Raw genomic sequence first — 20,427 nt, 5'->3', positions numbered from 1 at the left:
AATGTTGAGCGCGTTGAGCTTTACATCGCCGTTCATTCTTGCAGCGCTTGCTGCATTGCCGCTGATATGGCTGCTTTTGCGGGCGACGCCGCCCTCGCCAAAACGCGAGCGCTTCCCGGCGTTTATCATACTTCGCCAGTTGCAGTCAGCGGAAGAAACGCCCGACCGCACGCCGTGGTGGCTGTTGTTGATGCGTCTGTTATTGATGGCGTTGATCATAGTTGCGCTTGCCGGGCCTGTGCTGAACGCACCCGCGCGGGGACCGCAAACCGGACCTTTAGTTCTGGTTATCGACAATAGCTGGATCGCGGCGCAGCAATGGGCGGCTCGGCGCGATGCGATGCGCGAAGCCGCCGCAGAAGCCGATCAGGGAAACCGCCAGGCGTTTCTAATCGTCACGGCGCCCGAAGACACGCAAACCGTTCTTCAGCCCATGACCGGAGAAGGGTTGCGCGCCGCCGCTGATGCGCTGGAAGCGTCGCCATTCAGGACGGACAGGCAATCTGCAACAGCGAAATTGTCGGAGTTGGACACCTTTTTAACTTCTGCTCCGGCCGCAGAAATTCGCTGGCTTTCTGACGGCGCAGCGGGCGAAAGCGACGCCGCCTTCGTAGAAAATTTATCCTCACGCGGCTCTCTTACCGTCTACAATGATCGCGCCGCGCCGAAATTTATTTTGCGGCCAAGCGAAGGCGGGGCGAGCAATCCTGTAGTCGCGGTCGAGCGTTTGCAGGCGGGCCCAGAATATGAGGGGGCGCTGATTGCGACAGCACGAGACGGCCGCGAACTCGCCCGCGCGGATTTTGCAATCGCGGAGGGCGAAACACGCGCTGAGGCTGTTATCGATTTGCCGCTGGCGCTGCGCAACGAGCTTTCCACGGTGCGCATAGCAAATACTGCATCCGCTGGCGCTGTCTATCTGGCAGACGCGCGTGACCGGCGGGCGCTCATCGGGCTTGTGACGGAATCCGAAAACATCGGCAGTAATTTATTGTCCGGCTTTCATTACGTACGCCAGGCGCTCGATCAACACGCGGCGTTCCTAGACGGGGAACTTGCGGATATTTTGAATTCCGACGCATCGGTGATCATGCTTGACGATGTCGGCCGGCTGCGCGCCAGCGAAGCGAATGCGCTGCAAAGCTGGGTTCAGCGCGGCGGCGTGCTAATCCGTTTCGCCGGGCCGGTGTTGGCTGAAGCATCTCAAGACGGAACGCCGCAATTGACGCCGGTTACATTGCGCGGCGGCGGACGGGCTTTCGGCGGCGCGCTCACATGGGATACGCCGCAAAAGCTGGATGCTTTACCGCAAGAAGGGCCGTTTGCAGGCCTGACGCCGCCCGATGATGTTGTTGTCCGCCGGCAGGTGCTGGCTGAACCCGGCGGAGAGACCACCGCCCGGACATGGGCGCGCCTTGAGGACGGAACGCCGCTGGTCACCGGCATGCGGGAAGGAGAAGGCGTGATTGCACTTTTTCATGTTACAGCTACGCCGGAGTGGTCGGACCTTCCCATTTCCAGTCTGTTCATTGAAATGCTGCGGAGATTGACATTTCTGTCCGAACTTGGCCCCGAGACGGCGACAGACGAAACTGAAACGCGCTATGCGCCTTATCGACTGCTCACGGGCGAAGGCCGTTTTACCAGACCCGGCGATTCGGCGCAGGCGCTGACAGCGGATAAATTATCGCAAGCGCCGTCGCCAGATTACAGGCCCGGTCTCTATGGCGCACCGGAAACGCCGTTGGCGTTAAACGCGGTCAACGCCGACACACCATTTGAACCCATTTCTTTGCCGGGCGTAAATATGCAGCCTTACGCTGCAGAACCGCCGGTTTCGCTGGCGCCGCCCTTGATCGTCGCAGCTCTGCTCCTGCTGTTGCTTGATGGCGCGTTGGCGCTGTTCATGAGCGGAAAAATTTCTTTCCGACGGACCCGCATGGCGACGCTAGCGGGCGCGCTCATGCTGGCGCCGGTATTTGCGCCGGACAACAGCGCCATGGCTCAACCACTCGATCCGGAAATCGACCCGGTTGCCGCAGACGCTGCGCTTTCAACACGTCTCGCCTATGTTGAAACAGGCGATCCCGCGATCGATCAGCTTTCTGAACAGGGGCTTGCCGCACTTAGCCGGGAGCTTGTGCGCCGTACGGCCATTGAGCCGGCCCCGCCCGCTTCGATTGATCTCAATACGGATGATCTTTCCGTCTACTCTTTTCTGTACTGGCCGATCACGGCCGGCGCGGAAAGCCCGACTGATGCTGCTCTCGGGAATATAGAAAACTTCATGCGCTTCGGCGGACTACTTTTAATCGACACACGCGATGATGAGCGCTCTATAGGGGCCGGGTCCACGCCGGAAGGCGAAGCGCTGCAGCGTATCTTGTCACAACTGAATATTCCGGCGCTTGCGCCTGTGGACGACGATCATGTGCTTATGCGCTCGTTTTATCTGTTGAGGTCGTTGACCGGACGCATGAATAACAATCCGGTCTGGGTGGAAGCGGACACCAGCGGCGCCAATGACGGCGTTACCGCCGTAATCATCGGCGGGCGTGACTGGGCGGGCGCGTGGGCCTCTGACAATTTTGGCCGCCCGGCGCGTTCCATGGGACCAGGCGGACCGCGCGCACGCGAATTCGCCTATCGCAGCGGCGTCAACATGGTCATGGTGGCTTTCACCGGAAACTATAAATCCGATCAGGTGCATACGCCGATCCTCCTGGAGCGGCTCGGCGAATGAATATCGTTTTCGATCCATGGCTGCCGCAATGGGCGTTGATCGCTGTTCTGATCACCGGGGCGGCTTTTATGCTGTTGGGCCTTGTGCGCAACTGGAAAAGCGGATTGCCGAGGGCGATCGCATTAGCGCTGATCGTTTTGCTCATTGCCAACCCCTTACGGCGCGAAGCGGAAACAACGCCGCTAAACGATATTGCGCTCATCCTTCTGGACGAATCCGCAAGTCAGTCGCTCGACGGCCGCGATGCAGTTTCGCTCGACGCCGCTGCAGAACTTGAAGCGCGCCTTGAAAATATCGACGGCCTTGAGACAGTCATCTCCCGATATGGCGGCGCCGATGAAACCCGGTCCGTGGGCGCGTTGTCCCAGGCGCTCGCCGATATACCGAGACAACGGCTGGCCGGTGTTTTCTTCATCACCGACGGCCAGACCGCAGATGCGCAGGACGCAGACATTTTTCCTGCCACCGAAGCGCCTGTTCATTTAATGACGACCGGCGATGAAGATGAATCGGATCGTAAGATCGAGCTCACCAACGCACCGCGATACGGCATTGTGCGCCAGTCCGTGCGCGTCACTTTTCGCGTCGATGATCTGGGGGCGGGCGAGATCTTGCTGAGCGATCAGCAAACCGCGCAGGTCACCCTCAGGATTGACGGCGAAGAAATTATTTCCGAACCCGTTCCGGTTGGAACCGAAGCCGGATTTGACGTTCCCTTGAACCGGCCTGGCCGCATGATTATCGAACTTGAGGCGGAAACGCGTCGCGGCGAACTGACCACGCGTAATAATATCGCCGTATTGCCTATTACAGCCGTACGGGATCGCTTACGCGTCCTGCTGATCTCCGGCGAGCCGCATCCCGGTGAACGCGTATGGCGTAACCTTCTGAAGTCCGATGCTGCGGTCGATCTTGTCCACTTTACGATTTTGCGCCCTATCGACAAAAATGACGGCACGCCGGTCGATGAACTGGCGCTCATTCCCTTCCCGCAGGATGAGTTGTTTATCGACAAGCTTGAGGAATTCGATCTTCTGATTTTTGACCGTTACGCTTATCGCGGCGTGCTTTCGTCTTTTCACTTCGATAACATCGCCCGGTTTGTCGATAATGGCGGCGCCGTGCTGATTGCATCGGGACCGGAATATAACGGTTCATTAAGCCTTGCTGGTCGGCGCAACCTTTCTTTCATTTTACCAGCGCTACCTTCCGGGGCCGCAATCGAGGAAACGTTTCGTCCTGAAGTCACTGAGCTTGGCGAGCGTCATCCGGTCACAGCCAATTTGCCCGATCAGGATATCTGGGGCCGCTGGATTCGATTGATGCCGGTATTGCAAACGCGCGGCCAGACGTTGATGAGCGGCCCGGATGCGGAACCGCTGCTCATTCTCGACCGGATCGGCGACGGCCGGGTCGGTCTTTTTCTCTCGGATCATGTCTGGCTGTGGGCGCGCGGTTTCGATGGCGGCGGACCGCATGCAGAGCTTCTGCGTAGAATTGCGCACTGGCTCATGAAGGAGCCGGAACTGGAGGAGGAAGCGCTCGCACTTGGCGCTGACGGTCAATCCCTGATTATTGAACGGCGCACCGTTGAAGAATCTGTCTCGCCTGTCGCACTGACAATGCCGGATGGCGAGACACGCGAAATCGAACTGTCGGAAACGGCGCCCGGTGAGTTCGCCGCACGCATTGATGATGCGCCAAGAGGGCTATATCGCGCCACATCAGGAGACTTATTCGCAATCGGTTCCGTAGGACTTGAAACGGTCCCGGAATTTGAAAATGTCGTGTCTACCAGTTTGCAATTGGAGCCATTGACAGAACGCTCCGGCGGCGGGGTTTTCATGCTTCGCGAGCGTGAAACGACAAACCTTCCAGATATCAGGCTGGTGCGCCCTAACTCAGTTGAGCGCGCGGGTGAAAACTGGGCGGGACTTGTCCCGCGCGGCGCTGAGCGCGTCAACAGCGTTAAGGATGCGCCTCTTGCGTCTTCTTATATCTGGTTGGCCGTTATCGCCCTGTTGCTGCTCGCCGCATGGACCATCGAAGGCGGGCATTTCCTTTCACGGAAGCCGCCTCGTTAAAGATTCAGCAAGCATACCTGTTCGCGGACGCAACTCGCTCAAATTTAATCTTTTGTTTAACTGTGTTGAAAATCCGCTGCGTTAGCGTTGCCTTCAACGAACATATTTGAGGGAGCAATACGCGTGGCGTTTGCGATTAACAAAGTGCAAAATGTTCGTCCGGCGACGCCGGGCGGGCGAAAAAGAAAGCGTAGTCCGCTGGCGGGCTGGCTCGGCAAGAAACCGGCGGAAAAGCCCGATGAAGAATTGCCGGCGCTGGACGTCGCCGGGGGCCTGAACCGGGCGTTGCGCAACGCACAGCAGCGCGCTGAAAAACCATCACCGGGCATTGATGAAAACCCGGTGCGAGAGGCGTTGACCGCCATAGAAGCGGCGTTATACGCAATTGACCGCGTGCGCGATATTCTGGAACAGGCTTGTGAAGTGACGATTTCCGCCAAAGACGCAGATGATGCTGGCGGGCGGGCGCTTTTGGCGGAGAGTTACGATGAACTCCGCCTTTCTATCAACGAGGCGCTGGACAAAATTGATCCGCGCGCCGCGGTTCTGATTGGCAAGGGCCAGCGTCATATTGATGTTATGCTGGGCGGGCGAACGCGCTACTCGGTCTCGCCTGTGCGTCTTGATGTGAGCGAAAACGGGCTCGATTTGCCGCCGCCGGCGGATGCTTTCGCGGGTTTTGACGAAATCGATGAAATTCTGGCGCATCTTGACACCGCCTTGGGGCGCGCCGACCGCGCCGCCGCCAGCTATTGCCGCGATGCACAGTACTTGATTGCCCGTATGAAGGCTGACGCGGCAGCGAATGTCGAGACTGTTCAGACGTCGTAAATACAGGTCTCGCCGTTTGAAGGGCGTGATACGCGCACTTGCGCAAGTCCCGGGAATCGGGCTTTCAGCTTTTCCGCCGCCCACTGACAGATGTTTTCCAGAGTCGGGCGTTCAAGCCCCTCAATCTCGTTCAACAGACGATGATCGAGCGTTTCGTGGAGGTCTTTCAAGGCGTCGTCGAGATCACCGAAATCGACGACCCAGCCTGTTTCCGCGTCCGCCTCGCCTTCGATCGCGACTTCCAGAGTAAAGGAATGACCGTGCAGCCGCGCATAGGGACGCGCGTCCACGGCGTTATCCAGATAGTGCGCGGCGTCGAAATTCATCGACTTGACGATGCGCATGAGCGGACCTCTTTTTCAATCCGTTACGGTATGCCGATCAGCTTGTGCGTTTGCAGGCTGAGACGCCATTGCGGATGTTTCTTGCAATATTCAACGGCGGCGGCGGTGTGAGCCGCGCGCGCGGGCCCGTCCATAGGCTGCAAAAAGAAAAAGTCAAATGCGAGGCCTGAGAACGCCTCAGGCGGCGCATCGCTTTGATGATATACTAGCTTCAATTCATTTCCCTGGCGTTGCTCTAGCGACGCGGTCGATTTTGGGCTGACGCAAATCCAGTCGATGTCAGCCGGCGCGGCGATGGTGCCATTGGTCTCGACACCGACTTCGAACCCTCGATCGTGAAGTGCCTCAATGAGCGGTGAATCAAGCTGCAACAGCGGTTCGCCGCCCGTACAAACGACATACCGCGCCGCGCCCATGTGAGCATCCGGCCACGCGGCAGCGACCGCCTCTGCAAGCGCGGAGGCATCCTTGAATTTACCGCCGCCAGGGCCGTCGGTTTTTACGAAATCCGTATCGCAAAATGTGCATACGGCCTTTGCCCTGTCCTTTTCCAAACCCGTCCATAAATTGCAGCCGGTAAAACGTAAAAACACGGCCGGACGGCCAGTATGCGCGCCCTCGCCCTGCAACGTGTAATAAAGTTCCTTGACCGAATATGTCATTACACTCACGCGGCGCGATACGCCGCCCAACCCTTGGCGCGCAATTCACACGCCGGGCATTCGCCGCAGCCATAGCCCCAATCATGGCGCGTCTCGCGCACGCCTTTATAACAGGTATGGCTGTGCTCATTGATTAACGAGACAAGTTTATCGCCGCCCATTCTTTCAGCCAATCGCCAGCTTTCCGCCTTGTCGATATGCATCAGCGGCGTTTCGAGCGAAAAATCGGCGTTCATACCCAGCCTCAGCGCCTGCAATTGCGCTTGTAATGCGGTTTCACGGCAATCCGGATAGCCGGAAAAATCCGCCTCGCACATGCCGGCGACGAGCGCGCGAACGCCTCGCCGATAGGCAAGTCCGCCGGCGAGCGTCAGAAACACAAGATTCCGTCCCGGTACGAATGTTGTCGGAAGCCCGTCGCCGGCTAGCGCGATTTCAGTTTCATGGGTCATAGCGGTCTCGCCGAGCTCTTTTAGGCCGCGCGCATCCGCGATTGTGTCCGCGACCAGTTTCGCGCCCCATTGCGGGAAAGTATCCGCCATGGCGCGGCGCACGTTTTTTCGCGCTTCCAGTTCCACGCCGTGCCGCTGACCATAGGCAAAGCCGATGGTTTCCACATTGTCATATCGCTCAAGCGCCCAGGCGAGCGCGATTGAAGAATCCTGCCCGCCTGAAAATAATACCAGTGCTTTTTTTGAATCGAGCTTGCGCATGACCTTTCAAGCACGCCATCATGAGCGCGCGCCTCCTTTCCGCGACGTGTGGTCTAGGACGGCGCGATCACGCCCGCAACAGGCGGCTTTCAACCGGGCCCGCTACAGGAATGCATTTATGACTGCGCAAGCCGTCTTTCTTTACGTCACCACGCCAAATTCCGAAACGGCCGCCCGCATCGGCCGCGCGCTGGTGGAGGAAAAACTGGCTGCATGCGTCAATATTCACGCCGAAATGCGCTCCGTCTATGAATGGAACGGCGAAATAGAATTCGGACTTGAAACGCCGCTTATCGTAAAGACGACAGCGGCCCAGGCGGACGCAGCCCGCGACCGGGTTCTTGCACTCCACCCTGACGACGTCCCATGCGTCGCCGCTCTGCCGGTCAGCGCAAGCGGCTCGAACGCCGCCTTCCTGCAATGGATCGGCGAGACCACATCCGCGTGATCGGGACTTGCGCTTTGCTCTTGAGCGCCCTTTATCATGCATCAAGAAACGTCGCTGGAGTACAGCCATGACACAAACCGCTATATTCGCCGCAGGATGCTTTTGGGGCGTAGAGCAAACCTTTCGGGACACCAATGGCGTCATCGAAACCGAGGTCGGTTACACAGGCGGTCACAAGGATGAACCGACATACGAAGAGGTTTGCCGTAAGACGACGGGCCACGCCGAAGCCGTGCGCATCGAATTTGATCCGGCCGTCGTTTCTTACGATGAACTGCTGGAGATTTTCTGGAATTGCCACAATCCCACACAGGTCAACCGGCAAGGTCCGGATGTTGGAAGCCAGTACCGGACGGCAATTTTCACCGTGGATAAAGATCAGCAAGAACAAGCTGAATCCTCGCGCGACAAACTTGCTGCGTCAGGCCGGTTTGACGCACCCATCGCCACGATCATCGAACCGCTGGGCAAATGGTGGAAAGCGGAAGACTATCACCAGCAATTTTTTGAAAAGCGCGGCGGCGGCGCGTGTCATGTTCCGGGCTAACGTTTAGATTTTCCGGCCGAGGGCCATCCAGTCCCAGGGGGGCGCCGCTCTCAATTTCACTGGCGCGTCGGGCAGCGCTTCCCGCCACGGATAGGAAATTCGGCTAACCACAACCTCACGCAACTTCAGATGAGTCAGGAACTCGGCGATTTCATCCTCCAGGAAGTGTTTCGTCTGTACGCCGCCCATTTTTATGACGCCGCATGGTAATGAAACGACTTCATCCGCCGCCCAGCCATCCAGTTCGCGTTCGGCTGCGGCCTCTTCCGCACCACTGGAGATACGAAGGTTCAGAGCCACCTGATAGGCTCGCATCACCGCTTCCAGCGACGGGACGATGAAGACGGCCCAGCCGCCTTTCCTGAGGCTGGCGACGACATTACGCGCGATGCGCTCGCGCGCCGGCAGATCTTCACCGATGAGCACATTTGCACAGAATGCAACATCGCAAGGGAACCGCTTCGCGCGAGCCGCCTGCAAGTCGCAGACATCGTATTCGATGTTTTTTGCGGAAGTGCGGGCACGGGCGGCCTCAATGAGTTTCGGCGCGAAATCCACGCCAATGACACTTTTAAAATACGGCGAGATCAGCCGCGTCAACGCGCCCGCGCCGCAACCAAAATCGGTCGCAATTTTTCGTGCGCCGCCCAGCCTTTTCGCCGTTGCTTGCAGAACGCCGTCAATATCGCATTCGCTGATTTCAAGAACGCGGGCGGAGAAGTCATCCGCAAGCGCATCCCAGTCTTTTACTGTCATGACGCAATTTTATCATGCATTGCCAGGAACACTATTCCGCCGCGCTCGCCTGTTCACGCTCTATCCATTCAGCGACATGGCGCCAGACCGTTTCGGCCTGCAAATCGCGAAACAACAGATGCCAGCCTTTCGGGTAGCGCCGGTAGGTTACGTCGCCAGAAAGGCGCATGGCGGTTTTCTCCATCGCGTTCAGCGGAATGATTTCATCCTTTTCACCCATCAAAAACAAAATATTCGTATTGATGTTATCCGCACCTTTATATGCTGTTCCCATCACGCGCGTGACCCCGACTACCGCATCAAGACGCGTCTCTTTGATTATCAGCGGGTCCGCCGCCATTTCGCGCAGGATGGGAATATTATCCGTTGCCTGCCGGTCTGCGCGCTCGCCTGTGAGCGTTTTACCCGGCGCAAACGCCGCACCGATATTCGCCGCAAGCCGGTAAGGGATCGGCAAAGCTGGCCCTCCCCACACGCCCGGCGCCGCAAGGATAAGGCCGTCGGCGCCAAGCGGGTTTTGCGCTTCCGCCGCCATGGCGACGCCGGCGCCCATGGAATGACCAAGGACGTAAACAGGCAGGCCCGGATGCCTCGCCCGCGCCGCCGCCAGCCCGGCTCTCAGATCTACGATCAAGGCATCCTCGCCTGGCCATCTCCCGACCTCAGGCGACTTGCCGAATCCGCGTTGGTCAATGGCGTAGGTCGTAATCCGGCGCTCGCCAGCCCACCATGCGCCGGGACCATCAAATGCATGAGAATAATCATTCATGCCGTGCAATGCGACAATGACCGCGCGGGGACTTTCCGCCTCCCAGCGCCTAAGGCCTAGCCGCGTTCCATCGATCGAGATGAGCGCATTGTCCTCGATAACCGGCGTAGCGGTAGCCCGCGGCGCGTCGGGAAAAGAAACACACGCGGCGAGAAACAGCGCCGCTGTCAAAACTGTAAATCTTGCAGCCAAAACGTTCACTAACCCCCGCTATTTCCGGAAAATGAAATCCAGAAAGTATGCACAAGTTCCCGCTTTAACGGGAATAAACGAAGTTTGTATCCTCCGGCGCTGGCGAGCAAGTATATGATTTAAGTTCTGTCGCCGTTCATACCGTGCGCGCGTTCTTCGAGCTTTTGCAGGACCAAATGAAACAGTGCCGCTTCTTCCGGTTCCAGCGACGCCATCAGCGCGTCTTCGAATTCTAGGGCCAGTGCTGCGATGCGATCAAACAGCGCCCGGCCATTCGGCGATAAAGACAACATTGATACGCGCCGGTCCGTATCGCTCACGGCGCGTATAACGAAACTTTTCGCTTCCAGGCTCGCCACCGCGCGGCTGACTGTCATCTTGTCCATGGGCGTGCGTTTGACCACATCGCGCGCTGCAAGTCTTTCCGCCTGCGCCACTACAGCGAGGACGCGCCATTCCGGAATGGTGATATTTTCATCCGCATAGGCGCGCGCCAGCCGGCCGGAGATCGCATGGCCGAGAGCGACAATGCGATAGGGTGCAAAATTCTCAAGGACGAGCTCCCGGTTTTTACCGGGCCGGGAGTTCTGCGAGGCAAGGCCGGCGGCCATGGCGCGGCGCTTACGCCGTTTCTTTCAAAACGCCGCGGCGAATCTGATCTTCTTCGATCGATTCGAACAGCGCCTTGAAGTTGCCTTCGCCGAAGCCTTCGTTCCCCTTGCGCTGAATGATTTCATAAAAGATCGGCCCGATGGCGTCCTGCGTAAAAATTTGCAACAGCAGACCCTGCCCTTGTGTGGGCGCGCCGTCGATGAGGATCTTGTTTTTCTGCAATCGCGCGAGATCCTCGCCGTGATCGCCAACGCGTTCCTCCACCTTTTCATAATATGTATCGGGCGTATCCTGAAACGGCACATCGCGCTTGCGCAAGGCTTCCACCGTCTCATAGATGTCGCCCGCGCCGAGCGCGATGTGCTGAATGCCCTCGCCATTATAGCGCTGGAGAAACTCCTCAATCTGGGATTTTTCGTCCTGACTTTCATTCAACGGAATGCGGATTTTACCGCAAGGGGACGTCATGGCTTTGGAAACAAGGCCGGTAAGTTTACCCTCAATATCGAAATAGCGGATTTCGCGGAAATTGAAGATGTCCTCGTAGTACGCCGCCCACTTGTCCATGTTGCCGCGATGAAGGTTGTGCGTGAGGTGATCAATATAGGTGAGCCCCATGTCGTTTTTCTTTGGGTCCGCTCCTTCAATGGGCTCAAAGTCGATATCGTAAATCGACTGTGCGCCGTACCGATCGACGAGATAGACATTGAGGCCGCCGATCCCTTCGATGCCCGGAATGTTCAACTCCATCGGGCCGGCTTTCGCTTCAATGGGCTTAGCGCCCCGTTTGACGGCTTCATCGAATGCGTGTCTGGCGTCCTTAACCCGAAACGCCATGGCGTTGGCGCCGGCGCCGTGCTGGCCCCGAAAAACTTCCGGTTGGCCGGAACGTTCACGGTTCAGGAGAAAATTGATATCGCCCTGACGATAATGAACGACATCCTTGGAGCGATGTCTGCCGACGGCGGTAAAGCCCAGCTTTTCAAAGAGCGCCGCCAGCTCGTCAGGATTACCGCTCGTATATTCAACGAATTCAAAACCGTCAGTGCCAATGGGGTTTTCGAAAAGGTCAGCCATGTTTATGCCTCTTAAAATGTCGGGGGTTCAGACGCGCATTTAGTAACATATGTTACTAAATGCAATCAACCGGCGTTTTCGGCGATCCGGCGAAGGAGACTTAACGGCATGAAACTGTTCGGCTATTGGCGCTCCAGCGCGAGCTATCGGGTGCGCATCGCACTGGCGTTGAAAAATATCGATTACGAATACGAGCCTGTAAATCTGTTAGCGGGCGAACAGAAGAGCGACGCCCACCTCGCGCGCAATCCCCTGGCGCTCGTCCCAGCGCTCAAAACCGATGAAGGCGCCGTGCTGACGCAGTCGCTGGCCATCCTCGAATATCTGGAAGAGACGCGTCCGGACCCGTCGCTGCTGCCCCATGGGGCTGCGCCTCGCGCTAACGCGCGCGCGATCGCGCTGACGCTGGCCAGCGAAGCGCAGCCCTTCATGAACCTCCGTATACAGCAATATCTGAAATCAGAAGGCGGTTTCGACGATGAGGTCATGAAGCAATGGCTCAACACCTGGCCCGGCGGCGCCATGGCGGCGGTGGAGAAAATGCTGGCCCGCACGGCCGGCGATTATTCAATCGGCGACACGCCCGGTCTTGCCGATTGTTTTCTGATCCCGCAGATGTTCGCCGCCAACCGCTTCGGCGTCGATGTATCGGGTTTTGCAAAAATGAACGAGATTTACGAGCGCTGCCAGAAGCACCCGGCGTTTGAAAAAGCGCATCCGGACAATCAGCCCGATGCGGTGAAGGGGTAATAATCAGTTAGACATACCGATGTCTGCTACATTAAATTACTACATAATTTCAAGGAAAATGGTCATATGAAAAGACTCGGGTTACTTTCCATCATTTTTTATGTGGTTACCACCCCCGTGACTGCATGTTCGCTCATTGAAGGCGTCTTTCTGCAGTCGAATTTTGAAATGATTGACTCTGCTGATGCGATCGTCGTCGGTAAGGCCGTTCGAAAAACCAAGGCAGAATTTGGGGACAAGATTGTTTTTAAAGTGACTGCGGCACTTAAGGGCAATCCTACTGCAACTGTTTTCGATCAGAGCGGCCATTTTGGCAAGCCAATACCGAGTGACCCAAACGACATTAGCTCAGCAAACCGGGAGGCTTTCATGGGGTCTTGCGTCCGCGGAACTTATCGTCATGGCGACAGTTATGTGCTGATGCTGCGAAAGAATGATAAAAATGAGTTTGCAGTTTCTGGAGATGCATTCTCACGCATGAATGAAGACAATTTTGGTCCGGGTTCCCTTTGGCGCAAAACAATTGAAACCTACCTTGAAATTCAGAAAAACCCGGATCGCATGGTGCAACTTGATGAGATGCGCGCCTTAGCTCTTCGCGGCATGAGTGAAGGTGCGGCGGAGTTCGAGCAGAAAATTGGCGAAGATGCTATGCGCCACCTTCTTACAATTCATCCAGACAAGCCTACACAATGGTTGATCGCTGTTTATAACGATCCGGACTTCGCCTATCGGAGCTTTGAAGACGTCAACATAGGAACCGAAGAGGAAGAAGTGGATACGTTTGTGTCGCTTCTTTATGATCGGCCCCGCGCGCGAGAGGATGTGAAAAGTGTCGCTGCACGGGCGTTGTCAGAAGGTGACCATCCCGAAGCCGATCCGATATTTCGCCAGATCATCGCTCAAATCTCTCCACCGCCGACTGAGTTGGGTGCATCGCTCGCATTTTTCGTCAAGCGCAAAGAATATGCGCTGGTAAAACAGGCTTTTGGCAAACATATTCTTTGGGTTGAAGGCGTTACCGGGCCAGGCGCCGGCCCCGGATTTTGGTCTCCTGTAAGCCGGGCCATCGGCTATGGCGAATACAGAATCGTCCCTACTGAGTTTGGCGATTGGTGGGATCGGCAGAGTTTTGCATCGTGTCTCATTAAAAATTCGCCGACGAACTGCAACTACGACGCACTTGATATAAATGAAATACTGGCAAACCCTACCGCGAATGAAACGCTCCTGATCGCATCGGCTGAAAAAGACGTCGTTCAAGCGTGGGCAATCAGCGAGGTTGACCGCCTTAAAGCTAGTGGCGTTTCTCCACGTGATCGGCAATGGAATTTACCAGTTAAACTTCTACTTGCTGTGTATCGTGGGGAAAAACCAAAGCAGGTTCTTGATCTTGCTTGCGGATCAAAAGAGGAGCGTGAACGAATTGCAATCATCATCGGAAAAGTTCGCACTTACGGGACCGCAAACCTCCTACATGAAATGATGGCGATGCAGCAGCACGAACATGTGCGTGGAGAACTCTTTAATAGCGCAGCAAAGTTTGCTGAAGTTGAAAGGAGCTTTTCTCGAACCTCTGAAGTCGGGCGAGCTTTTGAGTACGCCCGATCAGACGACATTTTGCCTCTCGACAAATATGACGATAAACATTTGCCCTGCTATTGACAAAAAACGCAAGGATTCGTTCGCCACATGAACCCCCTCATTTTCGCCATCGGCGGCAAGACGCCGAAAATTCACAAAAGCGCCTTCATCGCGCCGGGCGCCGTTATCTGCGGCGATGTCGAAGTGCATGAAAACGCCTCTATCTGGTACGGGTGCGTCTTACGCGGCGACTCGAATAAAATCGTCATCGGCAAGGGATCGAATATCCAGGACGGCACGATCATTCATGTGGACGAGCCGTCCATGGGCGGCGTGCCGACGATCATCGGAGACAACGTACTTGTCGGCCATAAATGCATGCTGCACGGCGCGACGGTCGAGGATGGCGGGTTTGTCGGGATGTGCGCGACCATGCTTGACGGCTCGCTTGTCAAAACCGGCGCCATGCTCGCCGCCGGGGCTTTCCTGGCGCCGAAGAAAATCGTGCCCGCCGGCGAGATGTGGGCGGGCATGCCGGCGCGCAAGTTCCGCGACCTGAAAGAGGGCGAAGACAAAGCGGCGCTGATGGGCGCGGCGCATTACGTGGAAGAAGCGAAAGCGCACCGGAAAGCCCTGGCGGACCAGTAGCTCTACGATGCATTTCTAAAAAACGCGGCCCGCATTTTCAGATGCGCGCTCGGACTAGTCCGGGCGAGCCTTAAAAGGTGTGATGCGTGTTCGTCATGTCCGACCAGCCTTCGAGGTTCGATCTGCGTTCGGGCGCCTCAGGGTGAGGTCGATTACTCTAGTCAAACAACGATAGCCGCACCCGCTCAATAAGCCGCGGACCGTCATTGCGGACATTGCCGACATCTTTCGAGACGGGGAATGTCTCCCAGCTTCCCGCAGGACCCGGCGCCAGCAGGCTTTCCAGTTGCGCAATATCGCGCTCGTCTGTTTCGAGCCAGCGCGCATAATCCTCAGCCGGAATAACCACGGGCTCGCGGCGATGCAGAGCTTTCAGGTCTTCTCCCGCGCCGGTGGTCAGGATCGCCGCCGTGTCCATTTCGCCGCCGCCGGGGTCCATTGCGGTCTCCCACAGGCCAGCAAATGCAAAGAGCGATCCCTTAGCACGGCGTATTGCATAGGGCTGCTTTTCACGGCCCGCCGCTTTCCATTCGTAAAACCCGTCCGCCGGGATCAGACAGCGCCGGCGCTTCATTGCATTTCTAAATGTGGGCTTTTCCGCCGCCGTCTCGCTGCGCGCATTGATTAACGGCCGCGTTTCCGGCGTTTTCTTCCATTCGGGAACAAACCCCCAGCGCACCAGCGCATATTCCGGCCTGCGACGCGCATTCTGTCTGATGATCGCGATGGGCTGGGTCGGCGCGATGTTATAGCGCGGCGGAAAATTATCCCGCACATCCACATTAAACTGCGCGGCGAGTTCCGCCGGCGGTGATTTCAGGTAATAACGGCCACACATACAATGCAACATAAGCGCGATTCATGAGTGAGCAGCGAAATATTTTTATCGGCGTCGGCGCCGTTGTTTTTAAAGGAGACGACATTCTACTCGTCAAACGCGGCAAAGCGCCGTTTGAAGGACACTGGTCGATTCCCGGCGGCGCGCTGGAGCACAACGAAACCCTGACCGACGCCGTGATGCGTGAAGTGCGCGAGGAAACCTCGCTGAATATCGAAATCCTCGGCCTGCTTGACGTATTCGAAGCGCTGCCCGCCGATACCGGCTTTCCCGCACATACAGTTCTGATCGATTATGTTGCGGAATGGGTGTCCGGCGAACCGCGCGCCGGCGACGACGCCGTGGAAGCGGAATTCGTCGGCCTCGAAGAAGCGCTTGCACGCCTTTCCTGGGATACAACCCGCCGCGCCGTTGAAGAGGCGGTTAAAAAACGCGAACTCTTTCAAAAATAGCCACAATACGGCTATATTTCCGCTGAATCAGGAACGCCATGAATTATCGCTTTGTCATCACCGGCTTTTGTCTCGCGCTTTGCCTCTCGCCTGTCGCAACACCAGCCGCCGCACAGGAATATGGCGCCTATATGGAGCGCCAGCGAGACCTGACCATGCTTTCCGCGCTGTTCGGCGAAATGCATCACATCCGGCGCAGTTGCGAACCGCGTTATGAAGCGGATGTCTGGCGCGAGCGGATGAAACAGCTCATTTCCCTTGAAGAACCCGAAGAGCAGGTGCGCACCAGGCTGGTGAGTCAATTCAACGAAGGCTATCGCCGCGCACAGCGCAGCTTTCCTTCATGCGACAGGCGCGCGCGCGATTACGCCGCCGCCAGAGCAGCGCAAGGCGAAGACGTCGTCCGGCGCCTGACCGCCGGGCTTGAGGAAGAACAATCTTTCGAGCAAGGGCCCCTGCTTATCCAGCCTCAGGCGGAAAATACCGGCGTTACCGATTAAGCGCCTTATAGGTGACGAGCCTGTAGCGCGAGCCTTCAGCGTCGCGCATGGCGGACGCAATAGCCCCATGCAGATTTTCATCCCAGTCCGTCCATGCGTCGACAAATGCGTCAGCCGCATTGCGATCGCCGCTATATTGCAGATCGATAATTTTCTCCAGAAGCGATAATACCGTTTCCGGATAGCGCGCGTAATCGATGACGAGCACACCGTCTTCGAATGACAAAAGCTCTTTATCCAGAAACCAGTTCCACTGAATGAGCTGCATTGTGCCATAGGCCTGATCGCGGCGCGGCCGGTTTTTCTGCAACACGCGCAAGATACCGCCGGCGTAAATCGCGCGTAGCTGATCGTCCGTGTAGTAGCCGGCCTCATGCAGTCGCGGCGCCGCGAAAAGGGAGACAAGATCGGCTTTCATTTCTTCGATAAGGTCCGCCGTGTCTTGCAACGCGGCGTCGATATCGCCGCCCGCTTCAGTCCGGTCCGGTCCAAGATAATGACCCACCTCATGCCAGAGCGTGCGGTAAAAATTCCCCTCCAGCAAAAGATCGCCGTGATGCTCTTCGGCCAGCGCTGCGTTAAACGCCGTTTGCGCTTCCGCAAAAATCTGTTCGTTCTGTAAGATATTCGAGCGGATCAGTATCGTGCGGCCATATTGTCGCGACAGATGCCCTTCATTTGGCAGTATGGTCGCGGTGTTCGTTCCCCGCGCCTGCCCGAAATCGGCAACCACATTGTAAACGCCAACCGGAATATTGCTGCGCACTTGTTTTGTCGCCTCATAGGGAAGCGCATCTTCGATGGCCTGGATATCACCGATAGCGGCGGCAAGCTCATCGCTCTTTTCCTTATCGCGTTGAAGCAGGGAGAGGCTGAAAAAACTTTTCACCCCATAAAGCGCGTCATCGTAAGTCTCATAGCTGCCGATCTGCGCGTTGAGATTACCGGTAAACTCGCCCGTCACCCACGCGGCGTCGCCGCCGTCATAATTGTCCGTCAACAAATCCACGGCGCGCAGGCGCAGGAAACGCGCAAAGGCGATGTCGTCCGCCGCGACGTGATCGGCTGCGGCGATCAGGCGATCGTGTATAAAGAAAATGTCGTCGGCATAGGCCAGCGAATAAGGCAGCGCGAAATAGCCTTCGGCATTCTGAATTTTTTGCCGCAATCCCGGATGCAATACGTCCAGTGCTGGATGGTTATCAAGCGCCGTCAGCGCCGCATCGATATTTTCGGCGCTCGCTTCGCGTACAACCGCGCGTAAATCCAACATAGCGGCGCGCTTTTCAGGATTATCTGAGAGAAATTCGTCCAGCGATTCACGGGTCGCGCTATCCGGATAAACATTGCGCGCCGGCGTCTCCGTATCGACGTTCAGGAACGCCTCTCTGTTGTTTTCGAGCGTTGTGGCGACCGGCCCTTTCATGATCCAGAAAAGGTCTTTCAGATGCTGACGGCCTTGCGCATTCTGCAAAGCGGCTTCAGCCCTTCTGGCCTGAGCATGTTTTTGTTCAAGATATAGCGCGTGCAGCCGCTCACCGGCGGCGAGCAACTCATTAACTGCAGCGCGCTCTCCATCCGTCAACTGCGCTTCGGCGAAATCGAGATGCAGCCGCATGGTCTTGTCGAGAATCGGCGCGGCTTTTTCCTCGCTCCACGCGCCATCAAAAAAATCGGGATCGCTCATGGCTCTCTCCGCTTCGCGCCTGATGCTGTCGTCAGTCTCAGGGGGCGTTTGCTTCGCGGTCTCGCGCGATATATCAGGCGCAACAGTTTCAGCGTCATTTTCACTACTGCAACCTAAAACCATCATCGCGACGCCGGCCAATAACAGCTTTTTCATCAGTGTTTCCTTTTGCATGGATTGAATTTTTTATGAGTTTTCATTCAACCGCCAGACACAAGGCCCGCATATCGCCAGGCGAGCGTCGCACCGGCATGAAACGGGACTAGCTTTTCAGATCCGGTTTCGAGCGTATCAGGCACGCGGATTTCAGTACGTTCGAGCGCGATATAGTCTTCGTTCAGCGGCAATCCGTAAAACCTGGGCCCGTGTTCGGAGGCAAACCCTTCCAGTTTTTCAAGCGCGCCTTCTTCTTCGAAAGTCTTGACGTAACTTTCAAGCGCAAACGGAGCGTTGAAGATACCCGCGCAGCCGCAGGCGGATTCCTTCGCGCTGACGGCGTGAGGCGCGGTGTCCGTGCCCAGAAAAAATTTCGGCGAACCGGACGTCGCCGCGCTGCGCAAGGCAAGCCTATGGCGTTCGCGTTTCGCGACGGGCAGGCAATAAAAATGCGGCCGGACGCCCCCCTGGAAAATCGCATTGCGATTGAACTCCAGATGGTGCGGCGTGATTGTCGCGGCGATATTCTCGCCGCTTTCGCTGACGAAATCGGCCGCGTCCGCAGTGGTGATATGTTCGAAAACGATTTTTAGATCAGGAAACGCTTTCATCGTTGGCGACAGCACGCGCTCTATAAAAACCGCTTCGCGATCGAAAATGTCGATATCCGCGTCGGTGACTTCGCCATGAACGAGCAGCGGCAAGGCGATGCGCTGCATGGTTTCCAGCACAGAATAAATGTTCTCAATATCCGTCACGCCGTGACTTGAATTGGTCGTGGCGTTCGCGGGGTAAAGCTTGCAGGCGGAAAAAACGCCTTGCTGAACCCCGCGCTCAATTTCAGACGGGACTGCGTTGTCCGTCAGATAGCAGGTCATGAGCGGCGTAAAGGCAGCGCTGTGCGAAACTGCTTCCGAAATACGTTCGCGATAGGCGCGCGCCGCTTCCACCGTTGTTACGGGCTCGGCCAGATTGGGCATGATGATCGCCCGCGCAAACTGACGCGCCGTATAATCCGCCACCGCGCTCAGCATTGCGCCGTCGCGCAAATGCACATGCCAGTCATCCGGCCGGCGTATAACGAGCCGGTCGGGTCCGTCCTTACTTTTCACAACATCCGCCATCAGCGCGTTCTACGCCGGGCGGTGCGCGCCCGTCCAGACGGGCGGCCTTTTCATTTTCTGAAATGACGACTACATCCGGGTCATGAGCGAACCCACCTTGTTACCCGATCGCGCAGTGATCAGCATTTCCGGCCAAGACGCCCGGCATTTTCTGAAAGGAATTGTCACGCAGGACCTCGACCGCCTCGCGCCCGAGACCGCCGTCTTCTCCGCCCTGTTGACGCCGCAGGGAAAAATAATCGCGGATTTCTTTGTGGTCGACGCAAACGACTCGCTCCTCGTCGATTGTGACAAGGCCAATGCGCCCGGCCTCCTCAAACGGCTGACGCTGTATAAGCTGCGGGCGAAAGTCAGCATTGATCTCGTCGAAACGCTTTTCGTTCTGGCTGTAGACAGCAAACCATCAACAGCAGGCTTGGAAAATGCGCATGTCTATCGCGACGTACGCTGCGACGGGCTCGGCTGGCGCATGATCGCACCCAACAACACCGGGCATGCCAGTACGCGCTACGATGAAAACCGGATCGCCCATGGCGTTCCCGAATTCGGCAAAGACTTTGGCCCGGACGCAATGTTCCTCATGGACGTCAATTACGACGCCTTGAACGCCGTCAGTTACAAAAAGGGTTGTTTTGTCGGCCAGGAGGTCTCCAGCCGCATGAAGCGCAAGGGCGAGCCGCGCCGCCGTACGCTGATCGCCGAATTTGAAGGCGAAGCGGCGAAAAATGGCGGCGACGTCACCGCAGGCGGAACCAAACTCGGCGAACTCATGAGCCGCGCCGGCAATATCGCCCTCGCCTCGATCCGCATGGACCGCTGGGGAAAAGCCAAAACGGAGAAAACCCCTATTGAATGCGGCGGTCAGGCGGTGCAATTGCGCGTTCCCGATTATCTCGAACAGGGTTAGTCT

Annotated in this window: 21 protein-coding genes; 11 read left to right on the top strand and 10 right to left on the bottom strand. The window is 57.0% G+C overall.

What is annotated here, in order from left to right; all coding sequences use genetic code 11:
* Position 1 precedes the first annotated feature (1 nt).
* From ACQK2Q_RS01525 to ACQK2Q_RS01515, 3 genes are all read left to right on the top strand, one after another.
* The gene (locus ACQK2Q_RS01525) at positions 2 to 2,743 is read left to right on the top strand and encodes a DUF4159 domain-containing protein (protein WP_425407997.1); all 2,742 of its coding nucleotides are present in this window, start codon (positions 2 to 4) and stop codon (positions 2,741 to 2,743) included.
* Positions 2,740 to 4,827: a hypothetical protein gene (locus tag ACQK2Q_RS01520; protein ID WP_425407996.1), complete on the top strand. Its 2,088-nt coding sequence runs from the start codon at positions 2,740 to 2,742 to the stop codon at positions 4,825 to 4,827. The genes ACQK2Q_RS01525 and ACQK2Q_RS01520 overlap by 4 nt, the downstream gene beginning before the upstream one ends.
* Before the next feature lie 123 nt (positions 4,828 to 4,950).
* Entirely contained in the window at positions 4,951 to 5,658 is a 708-nt protein-coding gene (locus tag ACQK2Q_RS01515) for a hypothetical protein (protein WP_425407995.1), read from the top strand.
* Here ACQK2Q_RS01515 and queD read toward each other — a convergent pair.
* The 3 genes from queD to queC are packed head-to-tail and all read right to left on the bottom strand — an operon-like array spanning position 5,646 to position 7,377.
* Positions 5,646 to 6,002 (bottom strand): 6-carboxytetrahydropterin synthase QueD, encoded by a 357-nt coding sequence (gene queD / locus ACQK2Q_RS01510; protein WP_425407994.1) that lies wholly within the window; start codon positions 6,000 to 6,002, stop codon positions 5,646 to 5,648. The genes ACQK2Q_RS01515 and queD overlap by 13 nt on opposite strands.
* A gap of 23 nt (positions 6,003 to 6,025) precedes the next feature.
* Positions 6,026 to 6,664 (bottom strand): 7-carboxy-7-deazaguanine synthase, encoded by a 639-nt coding sequence (queE, locus tag ACQK2Q_RS01505; RefSeq protein ID WP_425411101.1) that lies wholly within the window; start codon positions 6,662 to 6,664, stop codon positions 6,026 to 6,028.
* 5 nt (positions 6,665 to 6,669) lie between these two features.
* Complete coding sequence (queC, locus tag ACQK2Q_RS01500) at positions 6,670 to 7,377, bottom strand: 7-cyano-7-deazaguanine synthase QueC (RefSeq protein WP_425407993.1); 708 nt, start codon at positions 7,375 to 7,377, stop codon at positions 6,670 to 6,672.
* A gap of 118 nt (positions 7,378 to 7,495) precedes the next feature.
* On the opposite strand from queC, the gene cutA reads away from it, so the two are divergent.
* The gene (cutA, locus tag ACQK2Q_RS01495; RefSeq protein ID WP_425407992.1) at positions 7,496 to 7,825 is read left to right on the top strand and encodes a divalent-cation tolerance protein CutA; all 330 of its coding nucleotides are present in this window, start codon (positions 7,496 to 7,498) and stop codon (positions 7,823 to 7,825) included.
* Between the two features lie 67 nt (positions 7,826 to 7,892).
* Positions 7,893 to 8,372 carry a peptide-methionine (S)-S-oxide reductase MsrA gene (gene msrA / locus ACQK2Q_RS01490; protein ID WP_425407991.1) on the top strand — a complete coding sequence of 160 codons (480 nt, stop codon included), beginning with the start codon at positions 7,893 to 7,895 and terminating at the stop codon, positions 8,370 to 8,372.
* Positions 8,373 to 8,375: 3 nt separating this feature from the next.
* On the opposite strand, the gene ACQK2Q_RS01485 is transcribed toward msrA, so the two are convergent.
* From ACQK2Q_RS01485 to hppD, 4 genes are all read right to left on the bottom strand, one after another.
* A complete protein-coding gene (locus ACQK2Q_RS01485) occupies positions 8,376 to 9,128 on the bottom strand; it encodes a class I SAM-dependent methyltransferase (RefSeq protein ID WP_425407990.1) in 753 nt (250 codons plus the stop codon).
* Between the two features lie 31 nt (positions 9,129 to 9,159).
* Complete coding sequence (locus ACQK2Q_RS01480) at positions 9,160 to 10,098, bottom strand: alpha/beta fold hydrolase (RefSeq protein ID WP_425407989.1); 939 nt, start codon at positions 10,096 to 10,098, stop codon at positions 9,160 to 9,162.
* A 110-nt stretch (positions 10,099 to 10,208) separates the two neighbouring features.
* Positions 10,209 to 10,700: a MarR family winged helix-turn-helix transcriptional regulator gene (locus tag ACQK2Q_RS01475; RefSeq protein WP_425407988.1), complete on the bottom strand. Its 492-nt coding sequence runs from the start codon at positions 10,698 to 10,700 to the stop codon at positions 10,209 to 10,211.
* 10 nt (positions 10,701 to 10,710) lie between these two features.
* Positions 10,711 to 11,778: a 4-hydroxyphenylpyruvate dioxygenase gene (gene hppD / locus ACQK2Q_RS01470; RefSeq protein ID WP_425407987.1), complete on the bottom strand. Its 1,068-nt coding sequence runs from the start codon at positions 11,776 to 11,778 to the stop codon at positions 10,711 to 10,713.
* 108 nt (positions 11,779 to 11,886) lie between these two features.
* Between hppD and maiA the strand changes: the two genes are divergently transcribed.
* From maiA to ACQK2Q_RS01455, 3 genes are all read left to right on the top strand, one after another.
* The gene (maiA, locus tag ACQK2Q_RS01465; RefSeq protein WP_425407986.1) at positions 11,887 to 12,528 is read left to right on the top strand and encodes a maleylacetoacetate isomerase; all 642 of its coding nucleotides are present in this window, start codon (positions 11,887 to 11,889) and stop codon (positions 12,526 to 12,528) included.
* A gap of 66 nt (positions 12,529 to 12,594) precedes the next feature.
* Entirely contained in the window at positions 12,595 to 14,193 is a 1,599-nt protein-coding gene (locus ACQK2Q_RS01460) for a hypothetical protein (RefSeq protein ID WP_425407985.1), read from the top strand.
* Positions 14,194 to 14,220: 27 nt separating this feature from the next.
* Positions 14,221 to 14,760: a gamma carbonic anhydrase family protein gene (locus ACQK2Q_RS01455; protein ID WP_425407984.1), complete on the top strand. Its 540-nt coding sequence runs from the start codon at positions 14,221 to 14,223 to the stop codon at positions 14,758 to 14,760.
* Between the two features lie 157 nt (positions 14,761 to 14,917).
* On the opposite strand, the gene ACQK2Q_RS01450 is transcribed toward ACQK2Q_RS01455, so the two are convergent.
* Positions 14,918 to 15,610, bottom strand: a complete 693-nt coding sequence (locus tag ACQK2Q_RS01450) for an SOS response-associated peptidase (protein ID WP_425407983.1) — start codon at positions 15,608 to 15,610, stop codon at positions 14,918 to 14,920.
* 11 nt (positions 15,611 to 15,621) lie between these two features.
* On the opposite strand from ACQK2Q_RS01450, the gene ACQK2Q_RS01445 reads away from it, so the two are divergent.
* The gene (locus tag ACQK2Q_RS01445) at positions 15,622 to 16,050 is read left to right on the top strand and encodes an NUDIX hydrolase (protein WP_425407982.1); all 429 of its coding nucleotides are present in this window, start codon (positions 15,622 to 15,624) and stop codon (positions 16,048 to 16,050) included.
* A gap of 38 nt (positions 16,051 to 16,088) precedes the next feature.
* Positions 16,089 to 16,550: a TIGR02301 family protein gene (locus tag ACQK2Q_RS01440; protein WP_425407981.1), complete on the top strand. Its 462-nt coding sequence runs from the start codon at positions 16,089 to 16,091 to the stop codon at positions 16,548 to 16,550.
* Here the strand turns inward: ACQK2Q_RS01440 and ACQK2Q_RS01435 are convergent.
* A complete protein-coding gene (locus ACQK2Q_RS01435) occupies positions 16,540 to 18,393 on the bottom strand; it encodes an NUDIX hydrolase (protein WP_425407980.1) in 1,854 nt (617 codons plus the stop codon). The two genes, ACQK2Q_RS01440 and ACQK2Q_RS01435, sit on opposite strands and share 11 nt — an antisense overlap.
* A gap of 44 nt (positions 18,394 to 18,437) precedes the next feature.
* A complete protein-coding gene (gene pyrC / locus ACQK2Q_RS01430) occupies positions 18,438 to 19,517 on the bottom strand; it encodes a dihydroorotase (RefSeq protein WP_425407979.1) in 1,080 nt (359 codons plus the stop codon).
* Positions 19,518 to 19,599: 82 nt separating this feature from the next.
* On the opposite strand from pyrC, the gene ACQK2Q_RS01425 reads away from it, so the two are divergent.
* On the top strand, positions 19,600 to 20,424 hold the full coding sequence (locus ACQK2Q_RS01425) for a YgfZ/GcvT domain-containing protein (protein WP_425407978.1): 825 nt from the start codon (positions 19,600 to 19,602) through the stop codon (positions 20,422 to 20,424).
* The last annotated feature ends 3 nt before the right edge of the window (positions 20,425 to 20,427 follow it).

Origin of the sequence: Hyphococcus sp., from assembly GCF_965228385.1 — a bacterium.
In the GTDB taxonomy this organism is placed as follows: domain Bacteria; phylum Pseudomonadota; class Alphaproteobacteria; order Caulobacterales; family Parvularculaceae; genus Hyphococcus.
The sequence above is the reverse complement of the archived record's forward strand: the minus strand, read 5'-3'. Positions and strand labels throughout refer to the sequence as shown.

Coding starts and splice junctions, on each gene's coding strand:
- ACQK2Q_RS01525 (WP_425407997.1), top strand. CDS start 2: ATGTTGAGCGCGTTGAGCTTTACATCGCCGTTCATTCTTGCAGCGCTT.
- ACQK2Q_RS01520 (WP_425407996.1), top strand. CDS start 2,740: ATGAATATCGTTTTCGATCCATGGCTGCCGCAATGGGCGTTGATCGCT.
- queD (WP_425407994.1), bottom strand. CDS start 6,002: ATGCGCATCGTCAAGTCGATGAATTTCGACGCCGCGCACTATCTGGAT.
- queE (WP_425411101.1), bottom strand. CDS start 6,664: ATGACATATTCGGTCAAGGAACTTTATTACACGTTGCAGGGCGAGGGC.
- queC (WP_425407993.1), bottom strand. CDS start 7,377: ATGCGCAAGCTCGATTCAAAAAAAGCACTGGTATTATTTTCAGGCGGG.
- cutA (WP_425407992.1), top strand. CDS start 7,496: ATGACTGCGCAAGCCGTCTTTCTTTACGTCACCACGCCAAATTCCGAA.
- msrA (WP_425407991.1), top strand. CDS start 7,893: ATGACACAAACCGCTATATTCGCCGCAGGATGCTTTTGGGGCGTAGAG.
- ACQK2Q_RS01485 (WP_425407990.1), bottom strand. CDS start 9,128: ATGACAGTAAAAGACTGGGATGCGCTTGCGGATGACTTCTCCGCCCGC.
- ACQK2Q_RS01475 (WP_425407988.1), bottom strand. CDS start 10,700: ATGGCCGCCGGCCTTGCCTCGCAGAACTCCCGGCCCGGTAAAAACCGG.
- hppD (WP_425407987.1), bottom strand. CDS start 11,778: ATGGCTGACCTTTTCGAAAACCCCATTGGCACTGACGGTTTTGAATTC.
- maiA (WP_425407986.1), top strand. CDS start 11,887: ATGAAACTGTTCGGCTATTGGCGCTCCAGCGCGAGCTATCGGGTGCGC.
- ACQK2Q_RS01460 (WP_425407985.1), top strand. CDS start 12,595: ATGAAAAGACTCGGGTTACTTTCCATCATTTTTTATGTGGTTACCACC.
- ACQK2Q_RS01455 (WP_425407984.1), top strand. CDS start 14,221: ATGAACCCCCTCATTTTCGCCATCGGCGGCAAGACGCCGAAAATTCAC.
- ACQK2Q_RS01450 (WP_425407983.1), bottom strand. CDS start 15,610: ATGTTGCATTGTATGTGTGGCCGTTATTACCTGAAATCACCGCCGGCG.
- ACQK2Q_RS01445 (WP_425407982.1), top strand. CDS start 15,622: ATGAGTGAGCAGCGAAATATTTTTATCGGCGTCGGCGCCGTTGTTTTT.
- ACQK2Q_RS01440 (WP_425407981.1), top strand. CDS start 16,089: ATGAATTATCGCTTTGTCATCACCGGCTTTTGTCTCGCGCTTTGCCTC.
- ACQK2Q_RS01435 (WP_425407980.1), bottom strand. CDS start 18,393: ATGAAAAAGCTGTTATTGGCCGGCGTCGCGATGATGGTTTTAGGTTGC.
- pyrC (WP_425407979.1), bottom strand. CDS start 19,517: ATGGCGGATGTTGTGAAAAGTAAGGACGGACCCGACCGGCTCGTTATA.
- ACQK2Q_RS01425 (WP_425407978.1), top strand. CDS start 19,600: ATGAGCGAACCCACCTTGTTACCCGATCGCGCAGTGATCAGCATTTCC.